Genomic DNA, 20,409 nt, shown 5'->3' on the forward strand with positions numbered 1-20,409 from the left:
GGCCGACCTTTCTGAACAGCCCGTGCTGGGTCACGCTGGCAATGGTTGTTCGTATCCGGCTGGGTTCGGCGCTGACGGTGCCGATTCGCTCGTGGCTGGTCGAAGAATCGGACCAACGGGGCAAGCTCTGGGTGGCGCGGCAGTGGATGGACTCGATCCAGGGGAACGCCAAGGGGGTGCGCTGGCTGATCGATGCCGGATTCATGCGCAGCACGCTGATTCTTCCTTTGCTCGAACTACAGGTCCGCATCATCGGACAGGTGCGCAGCGATACCGCCTTGTTTCTGCCGCCCGAAGCAGAGAGCCGAAACGTCGAGGACGCCAGCGCCAGTACGGCCGGCGGATCGATGCTGCGATGTGCGAAGCCTTGCCGATACAGGAAATGGAACTGATGCTGTACGGCAAAGTGCAGCGGATTCGGCTGCGCTCGGTCATTGCCGTGGCGCGAATCCTGAAAGGGGTTCCCGGTACGAGCGGTATGGTGCGAGATGTTCCTGCCCGATCAAACTTGGTCGCGTTTGCGCCTGATTCTGGCTTGAAGCAGTCCTTTGTCGTATTGATCAGTGCTTGCCCATCGAGAAATCCAGGCCAGCGGGGAATGGCGTGTTTCTAAACGTGGTTCTAAACTTCAGTCTCCAAAGTAACGTCCATCTTACGTCACCTTTGAAAGACGAAATTTCGGGGGAACCTCATAACGCTGTAACTGGCTTTTGCGTAGTTCACGATTACGATCCCCCGATCGGGATGGTTTGCGACTGTTGCAAGGGCAAATAGAGCAGCGTCAGCGTCGGTGGCCTGATTTCCTGGACCCGGTAGAGACCGGTCAGGGTCATTCCTTCGCGAACGATGAACACTTCTTCGCCACGTCCGAGGTAGGCTTCCCATTGGCCCGCTTCGAGCTTCTTGCCGAGGTACACGAAGGGCAGCGGCGGCGCCGTCGGCGGCGGAGGTTTCGCCGGCTTCTCGGGGATCGGCGGCGGTGGCAACCAGCTCAGCGAGGGAAAGAGGTCACGAGGCTCACGACTCGCCTGCTCTTCGGCCACCGCCGGGATCAACTGCGCGCGCGCGATCAATGCGGCGACTTCCAGGCGGGTCGATGTCTTCTTCTCCGCGGCACTCCCGGCCGGCCGGCCGGCATCGGACGCCGGAGAGGATGCGCCGGCGCCAGGGCGGCCGCCAGTCCGTGGCGCAGCGGCCTGCACGACCTCCCCGCTCGGCGCATCGACCGGCGTCTTGTCGCCAAATAGCGCCAGCCACGCCGCCGCGACCAGCAGCAACCACAGGATCGAGCGACGGCGATTCATGGGTCGATGCTGCTGGTCGCGGCAGTGGCGCCGGCCGGCCGCAACCACAGGGTCAGGCGAACCCTGGCTTCGATCTGGTTGATGCCGATCTCCTCGCGCTTGAAGCCGAGTTCATTGAGCGCGGTGTAGGGCTGCGTGGCGAGAATTTCCTCGATCCAGCGCCGCACGTCGGGGTAGCGCCCCTTCACCGGCAAGATCATCTGCAGGGTGTCGACCTGCGCCTTGGCATCGTGGCCAGGCAGGTACTCGGCGCGGGTGGCCAGCAGGCGATGCGCAGCCGCCGCATCGAGAATGGCCTGGATGCTCGGTCGCACCTGATCCTCTGCGGCCAGTGTCTCGCGAAATGCTTCGTAATGACTTTCCGAAGGGGAGACGGGCGCCGGCGTCGGTTCCGGACCGCTCGCCGCGAGTGCCCGCAGTTCTTCGAGGATGGCCTGTTTTCCAGCCAGATCGGCTTCCAGCCTGGGAATCACGGCCATCGCCAGGCCCAGCAGCAAGCAGCCCAGGACGGCCAGCAGCAACCACCAGGGGCCATGCCGCCGCAGCCAGAGCTCGGCGGCCAGCCGTAAGCGGTCCACGAGCAGTGCCAGACGGATCACGGCTCTTCCTGGGGCTGTCCGCTTGCCACTTCAGCAGATCCATCGTCGAGCAGCGCCTCGAACAGGAAACGCAGCGGCCGCGTCGGATCCTTCTCGTTGATTTCCTGTTTGCTGACCATGGCACCGGCAAAAGGCCGGGTCGATCCGAGCGCCGCCAGGTAGGCCAGCAGGTGTTGATGATCTTTCGCCTCGGCCAGACCCTTGACCAGTCGCCGGCGGTGGTCCGGTTCGATCTGCAGCAGGGCGATGTCGGGAGTCGCGACGCTCTCGAAAGCGTCGAGCAGCGCCGGCCAGGGGGTATTGAGCTGCCCGATGGCGCTGTTGATGGCGATGATCTCCGGCTCGGAGAGGACCCGCGACACGCGCGCTGGCGGGGTTTGCAACAGCACCTGTTGCCGCGCCAGCGCGAGCGCGGCATTCGCGGCCTCGACCTGCTGATCGAGTCGCAACCATTGCCAGAGGATCGCCATGCCGATAAAAAAGGCCAGCAGCGCGAGCGTCACCAGAAACAGCCGGGCACGCGCCGCGACCGGCAGACGCCACAGCGATGGCGCGACGAAATCGACCTGCAGTCGCTTCATCGCGGCCCTCCGGCCAGCGCCAGTTGCTCGGCCGCTGGCTGCTCGCCCGGCGACCCCTTCGAGCCAGGCAGAGGGAGAGTCCGTGAAGCGATCCCGGCAACCGTCGCCGCTGCCGGCAACCATTTGGCGCCTCCTGTCCATAACAGCGATGGCCCTGGCGGCATGCCCACACCGACTGCGTTGCGCAGACGCTCCTGTTCGAGCAGCGTTTCGAGTTCGGCCAGATCCGGCGCCGCCGGCAGCCGCAGCGTACGCAGGCCGGCGAGTTCGCCCTGCTGGTGGTGAACCAGCGTCAGGGTACGAGCGAAACCGATCCCCAGCCAGCCGTCGGCAGGAATCGCGGGGCACACCCGGTTCCAGACGCGAACCAGCACCGGAGCCACCGAATCCAGCCGCCAGCCCTGCGCGAGCGCGAGTCCCGCGAGCGCCTGGTAGAGTTCCCGCGGCAGCGCGCAGCTCACGAAAGGTGCCGCAGCCTGCCAGTCGGCCGCCAGCAGCCAGGGCTCGGCGGACTCGCCGTACAAGGCCGCAAAGCGTGCCGCTGCACTCGCCCGCAGTTCGCGCAGACCCCGCGCACCGCGTGGTGGCATGACCACGAAGCTGCGCGCCAGGCTGTCATCGAGCGTCACCACCAGCGGGAGGCGGGCCGCATGGGCGATCGGCTGCGCCGGCGCCAGCGCCGACAGTGCGCCGCACAGCGTGGCAAGCGATGGCGGCTGCGCCGGGTCGAAATCGAGCGCCGCCAGCGTTTCGACGGCCGACTTCGCCGCCACCGGCAGCGCCAGCAGCACTACACGGTCGACCGCGCAGCCGAGCAGCAAGCGCTCAACCCGAAAGCGTGACACGACGCAGCTCTTCGAGCGTGGTTTCACCGCGCGCCACCAGGCGCAGCGCGGCCTCGGTCAGGCTGCGCGTGCCGTTTCGGTAGGCGAGTTCCTTCAGTTGTCGGATCGGGCGCTTCTCGATGATCAGTTCGCGCAGCTCGTCGTTCAGGTTGAGAATCTCGGCAACCGCTTTGCGCCCACGATAACCGCTGCCACGACAATCGCCGCAGCCGCGGCCGCGGCGGAAATCGTAATGCGCCAGATCGCCGCCGGCCAGATGGAAGCGCGCGAGCTCGGCATCGCGCGGCCTGTCGGCTTCGCTGCAGCGGCTGCAGTTCACGCGCAACAGGCGTTGCGCCCAGATGCCATTGAGCGCCGAGGCAAAGGCGTAGGGGTCGATGCCCATGTGGGTGAAGCGACCGAAGACGTCGAAGACATTGTTGGCATGTACCGTGGTCAGCACCAGATGCCCGGTCAGCGCCGACTGGACGGCGATTTCGGCGGTCTCGCGGTCACGGATTTCGCCCACCATGATCTTGTCGGGGTCGTGACGCAGAATCGAGCGCAGGCCACGCGCGAAGGTCAGCCCCTTCTTGTCGTTGACCGGAATCTGCAGGACGCCGGGCAACTGGTATTCGACCGGGTCCTCGATGGTGATGATCTTGTCGCGACCGTTGTTGATCTCGGAAATCGCGCCGTACAGCGTCGTGGTCTTGCCCGAACCGGTCGGGCCGGTGACCAGCAACATCCCGTAGGGCTCTTCGACCAGCCTGCGCAGCGACTTCAGGGCATGCTCGTCAAAACCCAGCGAGTCGAGCGTCAGCGAACCATGCGCCTCGATGACGCCGCGCTTGTCGAGGATGCGCACGACCGCGTCCTCGCCATGGATGCACGGCATGATCGACACCCGCAGGTCGATGTCGCGGCCGGAGACCTCGACCCGGAAGCTGCCGTCCTGCGGGATGCGTCGCTCGGCGATGTCGAGTTCGGCCAGCACCTTGAGGCGCGAGATCACCTGCTCGGCGAGCGCCACGCCGCTGATCTGGGCGACGGTATCGAGGACGCCGTCGAGACGGTACTTGATGGTGATGCCGCTGGGCGTGCTTTCGAGGTGGATGTCGCTGGCGGCGGCCCGCACCGCGTCATAGACGGTCGAGTTGACGAGTTTCACCGCCGGACTCGAAGCGCCACTGACCGAAGCGAAGCTGAGCACCTCGGCGGTACGCCGCTCGGGCGTGCTGCCCTCATCCTGCAACAGCGAATGCACTGCGTGCAGCGACTCCTCGTGCTTCGACAGATAGGCCTGAATGTCCGCCGCCAGCGCCAGGCAGAAATGCACCGGCGTGCCGGCCAGGCTGCCGAGCCAGACCATGCTGTCGGCGTCGAAAGGATCGGCGATGACGCCGAGGATCTGGCCGTCACCCGCCGCCTGCGGCGAGCGCAGCAGCACGCAGCCGCGCGTCTGGGCCTTGACCAGCGGCAAGCGGTCGAATGCCGGATCACAGGCCAGCATCGCGGGGGTATCGATGGCCGGCAGGCGAAAGCGCCTGGCCAGATCGGCGACCAGTTGGCGGGGTTCGCTGCCGGTCAGCGCCTCGAGTTCGGTAAGCAGCGAACGTCCCGACAACAGCGCCTGGCGCCTGGCCTGCGCCAGGATGTCGTCGGTCAGGAAGCGGTCGCCGGGCGCGGGCGCGTTCATTGCAGCGCCCCGGCGAGGTCGAAGATTGGCAGGTACAGCAGCACCACGATCAGCCCGACCAGGAGGCCGATGGCGGTCATCAGCGCAGGCTCGAAGACCTTGGTGAAGCGCTCGATCCAGCGCGCACTTTCGCCCTCGTAGAACAGCGCCGAACGGGTCAGCATCGCTCCGAGCTGTCCGGATCGCTCGCCGACGCGCAGCATGCGCAAGGCGATCGGCGTTGCCAGGCCGCAGTGGTCGAAACCCTGCGACAGCGTGCCACCGTCGGAGATGATGCCGCGGGCGACCAGCAGGGCCGCGCGCGTCGTCGGTGAAACGGTGTTGCCGACGATATCGAGCGCCGCCAGGATCGGAATGCCGCCCTCGAGCAGCATGCCGGTGGTCAGGTACAGCCGCGACAGTTCGATGATGCGTACCCGTTCGCCGATGCCAGGCAGGCGCGTCAGGAAGACGATCCAGCGCCCGCTGCCGATCAATCGACGCAGTCCGTAGGCCGCCGCCAGCGCCAGCGCCAGCACGCTGGAGAATACCAGGTCGGTATGCTGGCCGACGAACTGTCCCCAGTCGAGCAGTAGTTGCGACAGCCAGGGCAGCGAACGGCCACTGCCCTGATAGACGCCGGCGAAGCGCGGCACCACGTAGCCCATCAGGAACAGGGTCACGCCACAACCGACGATCAGCAGGATCACCGGGTAGATGAGGGCGCTGATCATCTTGTTGCGCACCGTTTCCAGGCGCGTCTGGTAGTCGAGGTAGCGCGCCAGCGCGCGCGGCAGATCGCTGGTTCCCTCGGCGGCGCGGACGATGCCGACATAGAGCGGCGGGAAGACGTCGGGCTGGCGGTCCAGCGCCGCCGAAAAACGCAGACCCTCGCGCAGGTCGCGCGTCAGGTGTTCGAGCACCGACCGCGAACTCGGCGAAGACTCTTTCTCGAGCAGCGCCTCGAAGGCCTCGACCAGGCTCAGTCCGGCTTCCAGCAAAGCCAGCAGTTCGGCGCTGAAGAGCAGCAGCGAGAACGCCTTGTTGCCGCGACCCGGCACGGCTCCCATGACCGGGGCGGCGGCGGCCTGGATCGACAGCGGTTGCAGTCGCTGCTGCTGCAGCATGCGGCCGGCTTCAGCGGCATCCGGAGCATCGACGCTGTGCGTCTCGATCAGATTGTCGGGCGATAAGGCGCGAACCTCAAAGCGCATCCCGTCTCCGCTACAGACTCATTGATTGCTGACGTCGGCGGCATCCCCGCTGCCGCCGGGCTGGCCGTCCTTGCCGTAGGACACGATGTCGAAGTCGCCGGTGGTGCCTGGCGATCGGTAGAGGTAGGCGCGACCCCAGGGGTCGAGCGGCACCGCTTTCTGCAGGTACGGCCCGTTCCAGCGGGTGGCATTGGCCGGCCTGGTCAGCAGCGCATTGAGCCCTTCTTCCGTCGTCGGATAGTGGCCGACGTCGAGCCGGTAAGTATCGAGGGCGCGCGCGAAAGCCTCGATTTGTGCCTTGGCGACGCCCTGCTCCGACTTGCCCAGCTGCGAGAAATACTTCGGGCCGACATAGGCGGCCAGGAGGCCGATGATCGTCACCACCACCAGCAGTTCGAGCAGGGTGAAGCCGCGCGCGCGGCGCCGATCCGGGGTGCTGCCGGCTACGGGTCGGATCATGGCCGGGTTCCCCGCGCCGCCGCGGCAAGTACCGCCGGGACATACAGCATGGTTTCGGGATACGGCGGAATGCGCCCGCGGTGCCTGGCCACCGCGCCCTGGCCGGCGTTGTAGGCGGCCAGGGCGAGGGCGACGTTGCCCTGATGCGCATTGAGCAGATCCTTGAGATGACGCACGCCGGCATCGATGTTCTGTGCCGCATCGCCGGCATCGGTGACCCCGTAGCGGGCGGCCGTCGCCGGCATGAGCTGCATGGCGCCGAGTGCGCCCTTCGGCGAGACGGCCCGGGCGTTATACCCGGACTCCACCCCGACCACCGCCGCCACGAGTTCGGGCGCGACCTGGTGGAGGCGTGCGTAGTGGTCGATCAGCGGCGTCAATTGCAGTTTTCCGGCGGCCTGGTCCACCCTCGCGAGCTTCCTTGACGCCGTGCCGCGATCCTGGGGCGGGTTCTCGCCGCGGATCAGCAAGCGGTAGCTCGGATCGAGGCGCTGGCTGGCGTAGCTCGGCACCCCATCGGCGGCATACGAGACGTAAACGCTGCCTGTCGCGCTGGCCATCGCCGGATGCAGCAGCAGCGCGCCCACGAGCCCGGCCAAGGCAACTCGCCGCCGCTCAGGCGGCGCCCAGGAACCAGCAGATTTCTCCCATGAACGACCCATTGGTGACTCGGCAGGTAAATTTCGAGCGCAGAGGATAACACGCGGCCCTCCAAAACTGGAGTGCCCGACCTCTCTGGAAAGGAAAGTCCAGGCGCAGACCTCGGACGATCACTGGAGTATCAAGGAAAAGCTCCGTATGGCATGATTGAACACTTCGCGGATAGGCAGGCGCAGACTGCGAATGTCGTCTGCAGACGGAGCAGGCACCTGTCGCCAGGTCTGGCGAAACCCTCGACTGATTTTCGGCCTACTGCCATGCAAAGACTCCTTGCCCTCATCGGCCCCCTGCCCTTCATCGCCCTTGCGATTGCCGCGGCAGGTCTCTCACTCGGGGCTGCCACAGGGCTGTTTGAAGAAGTGTTTTCACCGTTGCTGGCCACCTTCTCGTCGGCCTGGCGTTATCCGCTGACTGGTCTGGCGCTGGCGGCCAGCTATTTCGCCTACGGCCTGACGCTGCTGATGGTCGCGCCGCTGCTGAATTTCCTGCTCGGCGGACGGTTGCAACCCTATCGCGGCCCGGCGGTATCGCTGACTGCGCTGCGCTGGTATGTGCATTGCACGCTGACGCTGGTGGTTCGTTATTCGTTCCTGGAGTTCGTGACGCCCTCGCCTTTCGCACAACTCTACTACCGGCTGATGGGAATGAAGATCGGGCGCAACGTGACCATCAATTCGACCGCCATCGCCGACCCGTCGCTGATCGAAATGGCCGACGGGGTGACCATCGGTGGCTCGGCGAGCATCATGGCGCATTATGCACAGGGCGGCTATCTGGTGATTGCACCGGTCAGGCTCGGCGCCGGCGCGACCATCGGCCTGCGCGCGATCGTCATGGGCGGCGTCGAGGTCGGCGAAAAGGCCAAGGTTCTGGCCGGCTCTTTCGTTTTGCCCAACACCCGTATTCCGGCCGGTGAGACCTGGGCCGGGATTCCCGCCCAGCGCGTCGAGCTGGAGCGCGACGCGGCTGCCGGCAACGGAGCGAACTGAACGTGCTCGCCGACCTGCCTGCCTGGGAAACCATCACGCTGCGGCTGCTGGCGATCGCCGGCAGCCTGCTGGCCTGGTTCTTCACCCAGCGCCTGATCGGCGCCCGCCATCTCGAGGGTGCGGGCATCCACGACCAGCTGCACCGGCTCACCGCCCGCGGCAACGCCTGGCTGCACGAACATCCTGGCGCGGCCAGGGCGGCCTTGATCAGCAGCTCGCTGGGAATCGATGCAGTAACCCTGTTCGTCCTCGGCTACGCCGTTCTCGGCCCGAGTTTCACCCCTTTCTGGGGCTTGCTGTGCTTGTTCGCCTTGCGCCAGTTGAGTCAGGCGGTGGTCGCCCTGCCACCGCCGCCGGGAATCATCTGGCGCGACCCAGGCTTTCCCTCGCTCTTCGTCACTTACGCCGTCGGCAACGATTTCTTCTTTTCCGGGCACACCGCGCTGGCCGTCTACGGAGCCATCCAGATCGCCACCCTGAACATCCCGGCACTGACTATGTGCGGGGTATGGCTGGCCCTGCTGCAGATGCTCCTGGTGATCGTGCTGCGCGCGCACTGGACTCTCGACGTGCTGGCGGGACTGTTCGCCGCGCTGATGGTCGGCGTCGCTTTCTGGCCGGGTCTGGCAACGTGAGACGGCAGGGAAAACCCGCTGCCGCCATTGTCCCGTGCAGGTCGTAGCCGCGACTCAGGAACCTCCTCCTGGCCTGCTCGCGGGCAAGGAGTCAAGGGGGAAACGATCCCGTCTTTCATCATCGGTGATGTCTGACAAAGCCATGACCGTTGAGTTACCATGAGTCTGCCGATACCCACGGAAAACCTCCCGAACTGGAGCATCACGTCTTGCCGTACGACAGCCCGCGACTGACCCGGAACAACTTCGATCTGTTGCGGCTGTTGTTCGCGGCCACCGTTTGTCTGGTGCACGCTTACGATCTTTCCGGGTACCCGCAACTCGCCTGGCTTGCCCGCGTCTTGTCACCGGCCTCGGCGCTGAAGGGGTTTTTCGTGGTCAGCGGTTTTCTGGTGTTCATGAGCTTTGAACGCTCGTCATCGCTGGCGTCTTACGCGCGCAAGCGCATACGGCGAATCTACCCGGCCTATTTCACCGTCGTCATGCTTTGCGCAGTCGCCCTGCCGGCGGTCGGTTCGCAAGGAGTGGAAGGCTATTTTTCCCTGGACTGGGGCAAATACGTTCTGGCCAACCTCTTCTTCCTGAATTTCCTGCAGCCAGGCCTGCCCGGCGTTTTCGAATCCAACCCTCTGGCGGCGGTCAACGGCGCGCTGTGGACGCTCAAGATCGAGGTCATGTTCTACCTGATGGTGCCTTTCTTTGTCTTCCTTTTTCGGCGCTTTGCGCGTCTGCCCGTCCTCGTGTTGACCTATGGCCTGTCGCTTGCCTATGTCGCTTTGCTGACCGCGGCCGCGGAGCGCACGGGTTCCGGAATCTACCTGGAACTGGCTCGGCAATTGCCGGGGCAGCTCTCGTACTTCATGGCGGGGGCTTTTCTCTATTACTTCCTGCCGCTGTTTGAGCGCCGCCCGGTCTGTTTTCTGCTCGCCGCAGCCCTGGTGCTGGCGGTCGATACGATTGTTCCCTTGCCACTCCTTGAACCCCTGGCGCTCGCCACGGTGGTCGTTTTCTTCGCGCTGTTCCTGTACGTGGGGAACTTCGCCAAGTACGGTGATTTCTCGTATGGCGTCTACATCATCCATTTTCCGGTGATCCAGCTGCTGGTACAGGGCGGCTGCTTGCGTGACCGCCCCGGGTGGTTCCTGGCCACCCTGATTCTCCTGACGGGCATGGGTGCCTTGGCCATGTGGCACCTGGTTGAAAAGCGCTTTCTGTTGCGCAGCAGTCATTACCTCGCCGGCGAGTCGCTCGCTGCCGCTGCGACCGACCTGGCAAGCGACCAGAGCACGCCCTTTCGCTAGCAACCTGTCGGACTTGGGCTGACACAGCCAGAATCTTGGGCGGAATGGCTCATTCTTGAGCAGGAAATCCCGTATCACGCCAAAGCGTTGAAGTCCGGCAGGCTGCTAGCCCTTCGGCATCGGCCACAGCCCGGCCGCGGCCGCCCGCTCCACCGCCGCCGTCAGCGCCGCCAGAGCCGCCGATGGCAGGCGCCAGCAGTGCCAGTAGAGGGGTACGTCGAGGTACGCGCCGGGCACGATCTCGGCCAGATCGCCGGCCGCGATCGGCTGGCGCGCAAAGGCCTCCGGCACCATGCCCCAACCGAGCCCGCGCCGCGCCAGGCCGACAAAACCGTGCACCGAGGGCACCAGATGAATCGGCGGCGCCACCGCCTCGGACGTGCGGGCGGCGATGAACTGGTGCTGCAGCCCGTCCTTGGCGTTGAAGCGGAGCATCGGCGCCCGCCGCAGCGCCGCCGCGTCGACGCCGTCCGCGAAGTGCCGCGCCAGGAATCCCGGTGACGCGACCGCGAGGTAGCGCATCAAGCCCAGGGGCGCCACGCTGCAGCCCTGGATTGCTGCCGGGTTGGCGCTGACCGCGGCCATCACCGAGCCCTCGCGCAGTAGCACCGCCGAGTGGTCCTGGTCGTCGACGTGCAGGTCGAACACCACCTGCAACCCGTCCGGCAGCGTACCTGGCACGTCGAGAAACCAGCTGTCGAGCGAGTCGGCATTCACCGCCACCGGAATCCGCACCATCGGCGGCTCCTCGCCGGATGACGAACCGAGCGCGGCCAGCATCTCGGTTTCGAGCAGCGCCACCTCCTCGGCAAATCGCACCAGCGCCTGCCCGGCGACGCTGGGCACGCAGGGCGTGGCGCGCTGCACGAGCACCTGCCCGAGGCGCTCCTCGAGCTGCTTGATGCGCTGGCTGATCGCCGACGGCGTGACATGCAGGCGGCGCGCCGCCGCCTCGAACGAGCCTTCGCGGATCACCATGGCAAAGGCAGCGAGCTGGGCGTTGTCGAGATTCATTTCATTAGCGGAATTAACGAATGGTTAGAAAAATTAGTTTTTCTTTCTCATTGTCGCTCGCTAAGCTACCGCCATCAACGCATCCGATCGACGAAACTCTTGCAGGAGTCCACGTGTTCGCCTCCCCACCCTTTGCCGTTTCCTTCGTTGCCGGCTTCCTCGCCAGCCTGGCGCTCATCGTCGCCATCGGTGCGCAGAACGCCTTCGTCCTGCAGCAGGGCCTGCGCGGCGAACACCTGCTGCCGGTCGCGCTGATCTGCTCGTTTTCCGACGCGCTGCTCATCGCCATCGGCACTGCCGGCCTCGGCCAGCTGATCGAAGCCCACCCTGCCGCCCTGGACCTCGCCCGCTACGGTGGCGCCGCCTTCCTGGTCTGCTGCGGCTGGCGCGCGCTGCAATGTGCCCGCCATGGTGAACGGCTGACCGTGGACGAAGGCCGCTCGGCCAGCCGCGCCGCCGCCATCGCCACCTGCCTCGGCTTCACCTTTCTCAACCCGCACGTGTACATCGATACGGTAATCCTGCTCGGCGGCCTCGCCAACCAGCACGGCGAATCCGGCCGCTGGGCCTTCGGCCTCGGCTCGTTCGCCGCCAGCATCAGCTGGTTCTTCGCGCTCGCCTACGGCGCCCGCCTGCTCGTCCCCCTGTTCGCCCGCCCCGCTGCCTGGCGCGTACTCGACACGGGCATCGCACTCGTGATGTTCGGCCTGGCGCTGGGGTTGGTGAGTGCGCGATAGCATGGACAGACCTGGGCACATGATTCCTGAACTCGGAAATCGCAACGCCGTTGGCGTGCCATGCGTCGAGTCGGGCATCGATTCCCTTGCTGCGCAACCTGGTGGCGAAATACTTGACCCGAAGCTTGTACTCTTCGTCCTCCCATGCATGGGAATCTTGTCGGCTATAATTTGAGCCGGAATTGATCGGCAATGGTAGATCAGGAGCGCAGCATGTTGTCAGTTACCGTTTCACCCAGGTTTCAAATTGTCATTCCGCAGGCCGTGCGCGAGCAACTGCACATCGAAGCCGGCCGAAAGCTGCAGGTCCTGGCTTACGACAACCGGATCGAGTTGCTACCGCTGGAATCGCCTCAGCAACTGCGCGGCTTCTTGCGCGGCATCGACAGCACGGTTGAGCGGGAGGGCGACCGGGCATGAATCTCGTGGACTCCTGCGGTTGGCTGGAGTACTTTGCCGACGGCGGGAACGCGTCATTCTTTGCGCCGGCTATCGAGGATATGGATCGGCTGATCGTGCCCAGCCTGTGCCTGTTCGAGGTGTTCAAACGCGTTCTCCAGCAGCGCAGCGAGCAAGATGCGCTACGTGCGGCAGCCGTCATGCGGTAGGCACGGGTTGTCGATCTGAACGATAGCCTGGCCTTGAGCGCAGCCCGCCTGTCCGTTGACTGTAAACTGGCACTGGCCGACAGCATCATTCTGTGCACAGCCCGTCAGCATGGCGCCACGCTTTGGACCCAGGATGCGCACTTCGCCGATCTGCCCGATGTGCGCTACGTGGCAAAATAGCGACGGGATAGTGTCAACACCAGACCGTGTTCAACTCGGTGAGCACGTACAAAGAGCAACTGATCTGCAATCTGGGCTACGGGCCGGGAAACAGGGAAGGGATACGACGACCGTACTTGCCGACGAGGGTATCCTCCCACTGGGGCTGACAGCGGCGGGCAGACAGTCGGTGCAATAATGCTCGAATCAGAAACGCAGTGGCCTGAAACTCGGTTTGGCCTTGGCGATCCAGATGATGTCGATTGCCTTGTCGCAGCCATGACCTGGCGGGCTGCCCCGGCCTGCGGTGATCCCGTCTTGCTGCTCGTGCCGCTGCACAATACCTCGGGCTGTTGAGCCGCCCGCCGGATTTCTCAGGCCGCACCTTGCCGCTGCAACGCTGTCACCGCGCACCGCTGCCCGGTCTTCTGACTGCCAGCGCCGCCGGTAATGAGCCGCGTGCCGCTGCGATACGTGAGATAGGCCCAGAACCAGTCGAGCATGACCGAGATGCGGTTGCGCAGGCCGACCAGGAAGCCGAGATGCACCGCACCCCACAGCCACCAGGCGGGTCCGCCGTGCAGCTTGACGAAACCGAAGTCCGCCACCGCCGCCTTGCGCCCGATGGTGGCCAGACTGCCCAGGTGCTGGTACTGAAAAGCGGCCGGCGCCGGCCGACCCTCGACGCGGGCCCGGATCACCCGCGCGACATGGTGGCCGCCCTGCTTGGCTGCCGGCGCCAGGCCAGGCACCGGCGTGCCGTTCCAGGCGTTGGCGAGCGCCGTGTCGCCGATGGCAAAGACGTTGGGCAAGCCGTGTACCGACAGGTCCGGCCCGACCTTGACGCGGCCGGCCGGGTCAGCCTCCGCACCCAGCCACTTCGCCGCAGGCGAAGCGACGACGCCGGCAGCCCACAAGACGGTGCGCGCAGCGATCGGCCGGCCATTGACGATCACGCCGCGGTCGTCGATGCTCTCGACGCGGCTGTCGAGTAGCACTTCGACCCCGAGCCTCTCCAGCGCCTGCCGGGTGCGCAGCGACAAATCCTCGGCAAAGGTCGGCAACAGGCGCGGGCCTGACTGCACCAGAATCACCCGTGCCGCGGCCGGGTCGAAGCGGCGGAAGTCCTTCTCCATGCCGAACTTCGCCAGCTCGGCTATGGCGCCAGCGAGTTCGACACCCGTCGGGCCACCGCCGACGATGAGGAAAGTCAGCAGGCTCGCTTGCTCCGCCGGGTCGTCGGTGACTTCCGCCTGTTCAAAGGCCGTGAGCAGACGCCGCCTGACCTCGGTGGCATCCTCGACGCGCTTCAGTCCGGGCGCATGGGGCGCCCAGTCGTCGCGGCCGAAGTACGAGTGTGCCGCGCCGGTGGCCAGGACCAAGTAATCGTAGGCGATGCGCTGGCCGTCCATCAGCACCTCCTGCCTGACGGAGTCGACGCCATTTACCTCGCCGAACAGCACGCGCACGTTGAAGTGCTCGCGGAACAGGCCGCGCACCGGTGTCGCGATGTCACCGGGGGACAGGCCCGAGGTGGCCACCTGATAGAGAAGCGGCTGGAACAGATGATAGTTGTGACGGTCGATCACGGTCACCGCCACCCGCGCGCTCGTCAGAGCCGCGGCACATGTCAGCCCGCCGAAGCCGGCGCCAACGATCACCACCCGCGGCACGCTGTCGAGCGCAAAGGCTGGCTGACCAGCGAGCCGCGGAAAGCGTCGGCGCAGCGCGCGCTCGACCAGCGCATCCAGCGACACGAGGCCCGGCCCCCACAGCACCATCAGCGCCAGCACCATGAACCAATACGGATCGGCTTCGACGCCCGGCCCCAGCATGCGCACGGTGGAGACGGCCAGCATCAGCTGCAGGGCCGCCAGGCGGGTGGCGCAACCCAGCGCCAGCAATGCGGCGCCAACGAGTGTCAAGGGTGACGCGAAGACCGCCGCCGAAGTAACCGGCAACAAGGCCGCAAGGTCCATTTCGCCGCCATTCGAGATGGCGATGGCAACGTCGGCGATGGCAGCCAGCACGGCGAGTGCCAGCCACCAGCGCAGGAGCAGGGAGTACAGCGGTGCCAGCCAGTGCGTGGCGTCGGCAAACAGGCGGAGCACCACTCCGGCAAAGGGCACCGCCGTGCGCGCCAGCCCGCGAGCGAGCAGCCGATCAAGCGACAGCGTGCCGGCGCCGTGCACGACGAACCAGAGCAGCAGGGCGGCCCAGAAAAGGTGCGTGTCGAGCGTCTGGTAGCTGAACTGGATGACCAGCGCCAGCGCCGCCAGCGCGAGCGCGGCAAAACGCGTCGCCAGCCCCGCCGCGAGGAGGACCGAGCCGAGCAGTTCGATGAGTACGCCGAGCCAGGCCGCGCTCACCGGGTTCAGCCACGACACCGGATATTCGTGGGCTGCCAGATAGAGCGCGTTGTCCCATTGAGCGGCCTTGAGCACACCGGAGACGAAGAAACCCTGCGCCAGGGTGAGACGGATCAGCAACTCGACCACCGGGCCGGCCGAGCGCTCGAGAAAACGCAAGGCGACGATCGACAGATTGACGAGACCGGAAAGCCAGGCCAGTCGGTAAGAGAGCTTCGGTGCGAGTGGGTACGTCATGGCTCTTGATCTCCTGTGGTTTGTACGCCGTAGCGGCAGCGGAAGATGCAGCGCTGCCCGTTTTCGTGGTGCAGCTTGCAGCACAGCACGGCTGCGGTACCCCTGAAGCCAACGTAGGCCGCCGCGGCGCCGAGCATGCCGAGGGGCGGTGCCGTGAAATAGATCCAGATCGCCGTCCACTGCTGCGCCGACAGGGCCGAAGCAAAGCTGCGTGCCGGATTCATGCTCATTCCCGACAGCGGCGCCTCGAGCGTGATGTAAACCGCTACCAGCGCGCCGGCGACGAGTCCCGTGTAGCGATTGGCTCGCGGCGAGTTGCTGACGAACAGCACGGTCAACATGAGACCGAACGAGATCGCCGCTTCGGCCAAGAAGGCGACAGCCACACCTTGTTCGCCGGGAAGCGTCGCGACGAAGTTCACGGCCGGATGCGACAGGATGGACGAGCGCAGAAGGAGGGTCGCGACCGCCATCCCGGTGGCTCCACCGGCGAACTGAAAGAGGATATAGAACAGGGCATCCCAGGGCTCGATCTTGCCGAGGCGAAAGAATGTCAGCGTCACCGCCGGGTTGAGGTGAGCTCCCGAACGCTTGCCCCATGGCGAGTAGATGAGGGTGATGGCGGTGAGTCCCATGGCAAGGCCGATCAGGACGCGCCGCAACACGGGATCGCCAATGGCCTGCGGCAGCGGCGACGCCGGGTGCTCGATCAGTGTCACAAAAAGGCACGCCGAGACCATGAACAGCCCGAGACCCGCCGCCTCGATCAGATACTCGGGCCAGTGCTGCCGCAGGACATGACGCATCGGTACGCCCTCCTAGACCTGCTCGGCCGTCTCGGGCTGGCGTGCTTCCACTGCTTCCAGCTGCTGCCGCCAGAAGGCCGGAATATCGATGCGATACCGGCGCTCGACGAGGTTCGCCACCAGCCCTGTCCAGCCGGTCTGATGCATCGCGCCCAGGCCCTGTCCGGTGTCGCCGTGGAAATACTCGTGGAAGAGCAACAAGTCCCGCCAATGAGGATCGCCGTGAAACGGCGATCCGGCGGGGAAAGCCGGCAGGCGTCCGTCGGGCGTGCGGCGGAAGATGTTCACCAGCCGCTCCGAGATCAGTTTGGCAGCCTCCTTCAGCGTGCTCTGTCCGCCTTCGCAGCACGGCGCCGGCACCAGAAAGCTGTCGCCGTAGTAGCGGTGAAACTTTTCGATCGCCTGAACGAGCACGTAGTTGGTCGGCATCCAGATCGGTCCGCGCCAGTTGGAGTTGCCGCCGAAAAGCCCCGAGTTGGACTCGCCCGGAACGTATTCGATGAGCGCCTGCCCGATTCCCGGCAGCGTGCCCAGGTCGCACTGCTCGGCGTGTACGCGCGACACGCTGCGCACGCCGAAGGGGGACAGGAACTGGCTCTCGTCGAGTACCCGCCGCAAGACCGCTTTCAGTCGCGCCGGTCCGAGCAGCGACAACAGATGTTCTTCGCGGACGTTGCTCTGAATCGGACAGTGGGCCACCTTGTGCCCATTGAACGTCCCTCGGTAATGCCCCACCAGCGCGGCGTGGAAGCGCGGCACGTTCTTCAGCAGGCGCTGGTCGATCACCTCGACGGCGAACAGCGGGATCAGGCCGACCCACGAAAAGACGTCGATGTGCCGGCTTTGACCGTCGGGGCCAACGACGAGGTCCTTGAAGAACTGGTCCTCGTCGTCCCACAAGCTCAAACCGGTCTGGCTGTGGCCGGCAATCGAGTTGGCGATGGCCATGAACTGCTCGTAGCACTGGATGGCCACGTCCTCGTAGTCGTGCATTTCGGCCGCCAGTTCGAGCGCCATGACCGTCATGTTGAGCGCGAACATCGCCATCCAGCCGGTGGAATCCGCCTGTTTCAACGAATAGCCGGCCGGCAGTGGCTGCGAGCGGTCGTATACCGAGATGTTGTCGAGCCCCAGGAAGCCGCCTTCGAAGACGTTGTTGCCTTCGGCGTCCTTGCGGTTCAGCCACCAGGTATAGTTCATCAGCATTTTGTGCGTGACCCGCGCCAGGAAGTTGAGGTCGGCTTTGCCGCGTTGCACGCGCTCGGTGCGGAAGACCTTAAGCGCTGCCATCGCCAGCACCGGCGGGTTCACGTCGCTGAACGCCCACTCGTAGGCCGGGATCTGTCCATTGGGGTGCAGATAGGTCTCCTTGAGCAGCAGTTCGATCTGATCCTTGGCAAAGTCCACGTCCACCAGGGCCAGCGCAGCGCAATGAAACGCCAGGTCCCAGGCGGCGAACCAGGGATACTCCCACTTGTCGGGCATGGAGATGACGTCGGCAGCCTTCATGTGCCGCCAGGTGCGGTTGCGTCCGTGTTTGCGGTTGGCCGGTGGCGGCAATTGGTCGCCATCCTGCCAGCGCGCCACGTCGAAGTGAAAGAACTGCTTCGACCAGATCATGCCCGCGAGCGACTGGCGCAGAATGCGGGCGTCTTCTCCGCTGCAGTGCGGTTGCAGGTCCTCGTAGAAGATCGTCGCTTCGGCCTCGCGCTGGACGAAGACCTCCTCCTCCTGGTCGAATGGCGCCTGCAGTTCGCCGCGCACCAGCGTCAGTTCGATGCTCACCGTCTCTCCGGCAGCCGCGGTCAGCACGTGCCACGCGGCGAATCGGGTGCCGGTCCGGGCGGGATTCACTGCCGCCAGTTCGCCGTTGACCACGTAACGATGGAAAGCATCCTTGACATAGGGCGTCGCATTGGGGTGGTTCCACAAGCGTTCGGCATTGCTTTCGTTTTCGGTGTAGAGCGGCTCGGCCTGCTGCCGGCCGTAGAGAAAGTAGGCGCCCAGCGTCTCGTCGTCGGCACGCACGGCCCACTGCGCACCGCTGGGCGCGGGGACTGCGGCCAGCAGCGGTTTGCTCACCGCTTTGGGGGCGCCCCAATCGTCTACGCCGGCGCCCCACGACCAGGTGTTGCGGAACCACAGCGTCGGCAAGATGTGCAGCGTCGCGGCTTGTGGTCCGCGGTTGCTGGCGATGATGCGAATGTGAATCTCCTCGGGCGAGGCCTTGGCGTAGCGCACCTCCACGTCCCAGTAGCGCTGCTCGTTGAAGACGCCGGTGTCGAGCAGGTTGAAGGGGGGATCCTGGCGGCTGCGGCGGCCGTTCTCCGCCACCAGTTGCGCGTAGGGATAGGCGGCCTGCGGGTACTTGTAGAGGTAGCGCAGATAGCTGTGCGACGGTGTAGCGTCGAGATAGAAATAGTATTCCTTGACATCCTCGCCGTGGTTTCCCTGGTTGCCGGTCAGTCCAAAGGCACGTTCCTTGAGAATCGGGTCTTCGCCGTTCCATAGCGCAAGGGCGAAGCACAGGCGCTGTTTTTCGTCGCAAATGCCACCCATGCCGTCTTCATTCCAGCGGTAGGTGCGCGCGCGCGCCTGGTCATGATCGAGGTATCCCCAGGCGTTGCCATCCGCGCTGTAGTCCTCGCGCACCGTGCCCCAGGCGCGCTCGGCCAGGTACGGCCCCCACAGGCGCCAGTTCTCGCGACCGTCGTGCTGCGCCTCCAGGCGTTGCCGCTCGCTATTCAGGATCTCGTTGGCTTTCATCGTTTGCTCCATTGAAGTTGACCGGCCAGGACGGTGCTACCAAGATGGCTTGCCAGGCGCAGGCCCCAGGCATAAATGGTGAGCGCCGGGTTGGCCCGGCTGGAACGCGGCAGCACGCTGCCATCAGCGACGTACAGGTTGCCCATGCCGTGCACCTTGCCGTGGGCATCGACGACGGAAGTCGCCGGATCGTTGCCGGTTACCAGCGTGCCACAGGCATGCGCGGTGCCCTGGAGCGGGATCGCCCTAACCAGTGCGACATACCCCAGAGCAAGCAACTGGCGTTGCAGCGTATGCACGAGGCGCCGGTGCTCTGCCTGTGCCGCCGGCAGCCGGGCAAGGTCATAATCGAGCAGGGGACGATTGCTGCCCTGCGCCATGGCAACGACTCGATTGTCCGGATGCGACCCGTCCTCGGTCTGCAGGAACAGGCCGTAGACCCTTTGTGCGATCGGCGCCGCCAGCCAGTTCGGCACAAGGCGGGGCATTTGGCTGCGCACGATCTCCTCGGCCAGATTACCGCCGAGTGTCTGGACGGTACTGTGCGGCATGCCGTCATGCAGTAGGAGCAGCGTCTTGCACAACACGTCGGTAACCGGACGGTGTGACAGCGCGAGCATGGCCGTCAGCACGTGCGCCTTGTAATTGCGGCCCACCTGGCGGTAGCTCGGCAACGTCTGCGCCAGACCCGTATGTTCCAGGTAGGATTGCAGCAGGCGCGGACTGTGCAGGGCGCCGGCGGCGATCACCAGCACCGTCGCGTGATGGCGACTGCCGTCGTCGCACACCACTCCGGTCACGCGCGTCGCGTCGCTGCTGGCGGCGATGAACCCCGACACCGCTTTGCCGGTGAGGATGGTCAGATTCGGCTTGTGGCTCACTCGCTGTAGCAGTGACGATTCGGCATCGCACTTCAGGCTGCGCACCGAGGCGAAGGCGTCGAAGTGGCGCGCTTCCTCGGGATGAGAGAGGATGTCCGCCGCCAGGCCGAGGGCCATCGGCTGCCGACGCCATTGCGCATCCCGGCGCCGAAGACCGGAGACGATCTGCTGGAAGTTGGCCTCGATCTCGAACTGGCGCACACCGAGAAGCTGCTCGGCTTCGTCATAGAAGGGTGCCAGTTCCTCGTAGGGAAAAGGCCAGGCCAGGCAGGCGTGATCCACATCGGCATCAAACTCGTTCGCGGCGAAGCGCAACAGGGCGGCGCCGTACCACTTGGTCTTGCCGCCGAGATTGAAGTGTTCCTCGGGCACGATCGTCGCTCCACGCCGATCGACCCAGGGCTCGTCGCTGAGAAACATGCCGCGCCGCAGAACCTTGTCGGCATCCAGGGTACTACCGTCTCTGGGCAGGGCCATGCCCTTTTCCAGCAGCAGCACGCGCTTGCCCGACTGGGTCAGGTGATAGGCGACCGCACAGCCGCCAGCGCCGGCGCCGATGATGATCACGTCGTAGTCCATGTCGTGCCC

The 20,409-nt window shown here is 65.4% G+C and carries 19 protein-coding genes and 2 pseudogenes; 8 read left to right on the forward strand and 13 right to left on the reverse strand.

What is annotated here, in order from left to right; translation table 11 throughout:
* Positions 1–392: pseudogene (locus AW06_RS15090) on the forward strand (hypothetical protein); the annotation flags it as partial.
* A complete protein-coding gene (locus tag AW06_RS20885; protein WP_273704762.1) occupies positions 383–613 on the forward strand; it encodes a hypothetical protein in 231 nt (76 codons plus the stop codon). The pseudogene AW06_RS15090 and the gene AW06_RS20885, both read left to right, overlap by 10 nt.
* 112 nt (positions 614–725) lie before the next feature.
* Here the strand turns inward: AW06_RS20885 and AW06_RS15095 are convergent, their stop codons facing one another.
* The 8 genes from AW06_RS15095 to AW06_RS20905 are packed head-to-tail and all read right to left on the reverse strand — an operon-like array spanning position 726 to position 7,321.
* Positions 726–1,304, reverse strand: coding sequence for a hypothetical protein (locus AW06_RS15095; RefSeq protein WP_034951658.1), 579 nt, complete (start codon positions 1,302–1,304; stop codon positions 726–728).
* A complete protein-coding gene (locus AW06_RS20890; RefSeq protein ID WP_273704763.1) occupies positions 1,301–1,903 on the reverse strand; it encodes a hypothetical protein in 603 nt (200 codons plus the stop codon). The genes AW06_RS15095 and AW06_RS20890 overlap by 4 nt, the downstream gene beginning before the upstream one ends.
* Positions 1,900–2,484 (reverse strand): hypothetical protein, encoded by a 585-nt coding sequence (locus AW06_RS20895; RefSeq protein WP_273704764.1) that lies wholly within the window; start codon positions 2,482–2,484, stop codon positions 1,900–1,902. Before AW06_RS20895 ends, AW06_RS20890 begins: the two co-directional genes overlap by 4 nt.
* On the reverse strand, positions 2,481–3,329 hold the full coding sequence (locus tag AW06_RS20900) for a hypothetical protein (RefSeq protein WP_273704765.1): 849 nt from the start codon (positions 3,327–3,329) through the stop codon (positions 2,481–2,483). The genes AW06_RS20895 and AW06_RS20900 overlap by 4 nt, the downstream gene beginning before the upstream one ends.
* Positions 3,310–5,007, reverse strand: a complete 1,698-nt coding sequence (locus AW06_RS15115; protein WP_034951660.1) for a type II/IV secretion system protein — start codon at positions 5,005–5,007, stop codon at positions 3,310–3,312. Before AW06_RS15115 ends, AW06_RS20900 begins: the two co-directional genes overlap by 20 nt.
* Positions 5,004–6,200, reverse strand: coding sequence for a type II secretion system F family protein (locus tag AW06_RS15120; protein WP_034951662.1), 1,197 nt, complete (start codon positions 6,198–6,200; stop codon positions 5,004–5,006). The genes AW06_RS15115 and AW06_RS15120 overlap by 4 nt, the downstream gene beginning before the upstream one ends.
* Positions 6,201–6,218: 18 nt before the next feature.
* Entirely contained in the window at positions 6,219–6,659 is a 441-nt protein-coding gene (gspG, locus tag AW06_RS15125; RefSeq protein ID WP_034951663.1) for a type II secretion system major pseudopilin GspG, read from the reverse strand.
* Positions 6,656–7,321: a lytic transglycosylase domain-containing protein gene (locus AW06_RS20905; RefSeq protein WP_273704766.1), complete on the reverse strand. Its 666-nt coding sequence runs from the start codon at positions 7,319–7,321 to the stop codon at positions 6,656–6,658. Before AW06_RS20905 ends, gspG begins: the two co-directional genes overlap by 4 nt.
* 255 nt (positions 7,322–7,576) lie before the next feature.
* On the opposite strand from AW06_RS20905, the gene AW06_RS20910 reads away from it, so the two are divergent.
* From AW06_RS20910 to AW06_RS15145, 3 genes are all read left to right on the forward strand, one after another.
* A complete protein-coding gene (locus AW06_RS20910) occupies positions 7,577–8,308 on the forward strand; it encodes a DapH/DapD/GlmU-related protein (protein ID WP_138678429.1) in 732 nt (243 codons plus the stop codon).
* Positions 8,309–8,310: 2 nt separating this feature from the next.
* Entirely contained in the window at positions 8,311–8,943 is a 633-nt protein-coding gene (locus AW06_RS15140; RefSeq protein ID WP_034951665.1) for a phosphatase PAP2-related protein, read from the forward strand.
* 149 nt (positions 8,944–9,092) lie between these two features.
* A complete protein-coding gene (locus AW06_RS15145; protein ID WP_273704767.1) occupies positions 9,093–10,244 on the forward strand; it encodes an acyltransferase in 1,152 nt (383 codons plus the stop codon).
* A gap of 105 nt (positions 10,245–10,349) precedes the next feature.
* On the opposite strand, the gene AW06_RS15150 is transcribed toward AW06_RS15145, so the two are convergent.
* Positions 10,350–11,258: a LysR family transcriptional regulator ArgP gene (locus AW06_RS15150; protein WP_034951667.1), complete on the reverse strand. Its 909-nt coding sequence runs from the start codon at positions 11,256–11,258 to the stop codon at positions 10,350–10,352.
* A gap of 113 nt (positions 11,259–11,371) precedes the next feature.
* On the opposite strand from AW06_RS15150, the gene AW06_RS15155 reads away from it, so the two are divergent.
* The 3 genes and pseudogenes from AW06_RS15155 to AW06_RS15165 all read left to right on the forward strand — a co-directional run bounded on the left by AW06_RS15155 (position 11,372) and on the right by AW06_RS15165 (position 12,783).
* A complete protein-coding gene (locus AW06_RS15155; protein ID WP_034951669.1) occupies positions 11,372–11,995 on the forward strand; it encodes a LysE/ArgO family amino acid transporter in 624 nt (207 codons plus the stop codon).
* A 213-nt stretch (positions 11,996–12,208) separates the two neighbouring features.
* Positions 12,209–12,415 (forward strand): AbrB/MazE/SpoVT family DNA-binding domain-containing protein, encoded by a 207-nt coding sequence (locus tag AW06_RS15160; protein WP_034951671.1) that lies wholly within the window; start codon positions 12,209–12,211, stop codon positions 12,413–12,415.
* A pseudogene (locus AW06_RS15165) lies at positions 12,412–12,783 on the forward strand (type II toxin-antitoxin system VapC family toxin). Before AW06_RS15160 ends, AW06_RS15165 begins: the two are co-directional and overlap by 4 nt.
* Before the next feature lie 353 nt (positions 12,784–13,136).
* Here the strand turns inward: AW06_RS15165 and AW06_RS15170 are convergent.
* From AW06_RS15170 to AW06_RS15185, 4 genes are read right to left on the reverse strand one after another with little or no spacing between them, the layout of a single operon-like run.
* On the reverse strand, positions 13,137–15,368 hold the full coding sequence (locus AW06_RS15170; protein ID WP_273704768.1) for an FAD-dependent oxidoreductase: 2,232 nt from the start codon (positions 15,366–15,368) through the stop codon (positions 13,137–13,139).
* Entirely contained in the window at positions 15,365–16,174 is an 810-nt protein-coding gene (locus tag AW06_RS15175; RefSeq protein ID WP_034951673.1) for an aquaporin, read from the reverse strand. Before AW06_RS15175 ends, AW06_RS15170 begins: the two co-directional genes overlap by 4 nt.
* 12 nt (positions 16,175–16,186) lie before the next feature.
* On the reverse strand, positions 16,187–18,940 hold the full coding sequence (locus AW06_RS15180) for a glucosidase (protein ID WP_273704769.1): 2,754 nt from the start codon (positions 18,938–18,940) through the stop codon (positions 16,187–16,189).
* On the reverse strand, positions 18,937–20,400 hold the full coding sequence (locus AW06_RS15185) for a GMC family oxidoreductase (RefSeq protein ID WP_034951675.1): 1,464 nt from the start codon (positions 20,398–20,400) through the stop codon (positions 18,937–18,939). Before AW06_RS15185 ends, AW06_RS15180 begins: the two co-directional genes overlap by 4 nt.
* Positions 20,401–20,409: the final 9 nt, after the last annotated feature.

The sequence above is a fragment of the Candidatus Accumulibacter cognatus genome (assembly GCF_000584975.1).
In the GTDB taxonomy this organism is placed as follows: Bacteria; Pseudomonadota; Gammaproteobacteria; order Burkholderiales; family Rhodocyclaceae; genus Accumulibacter; species Accumulibacter cognatus.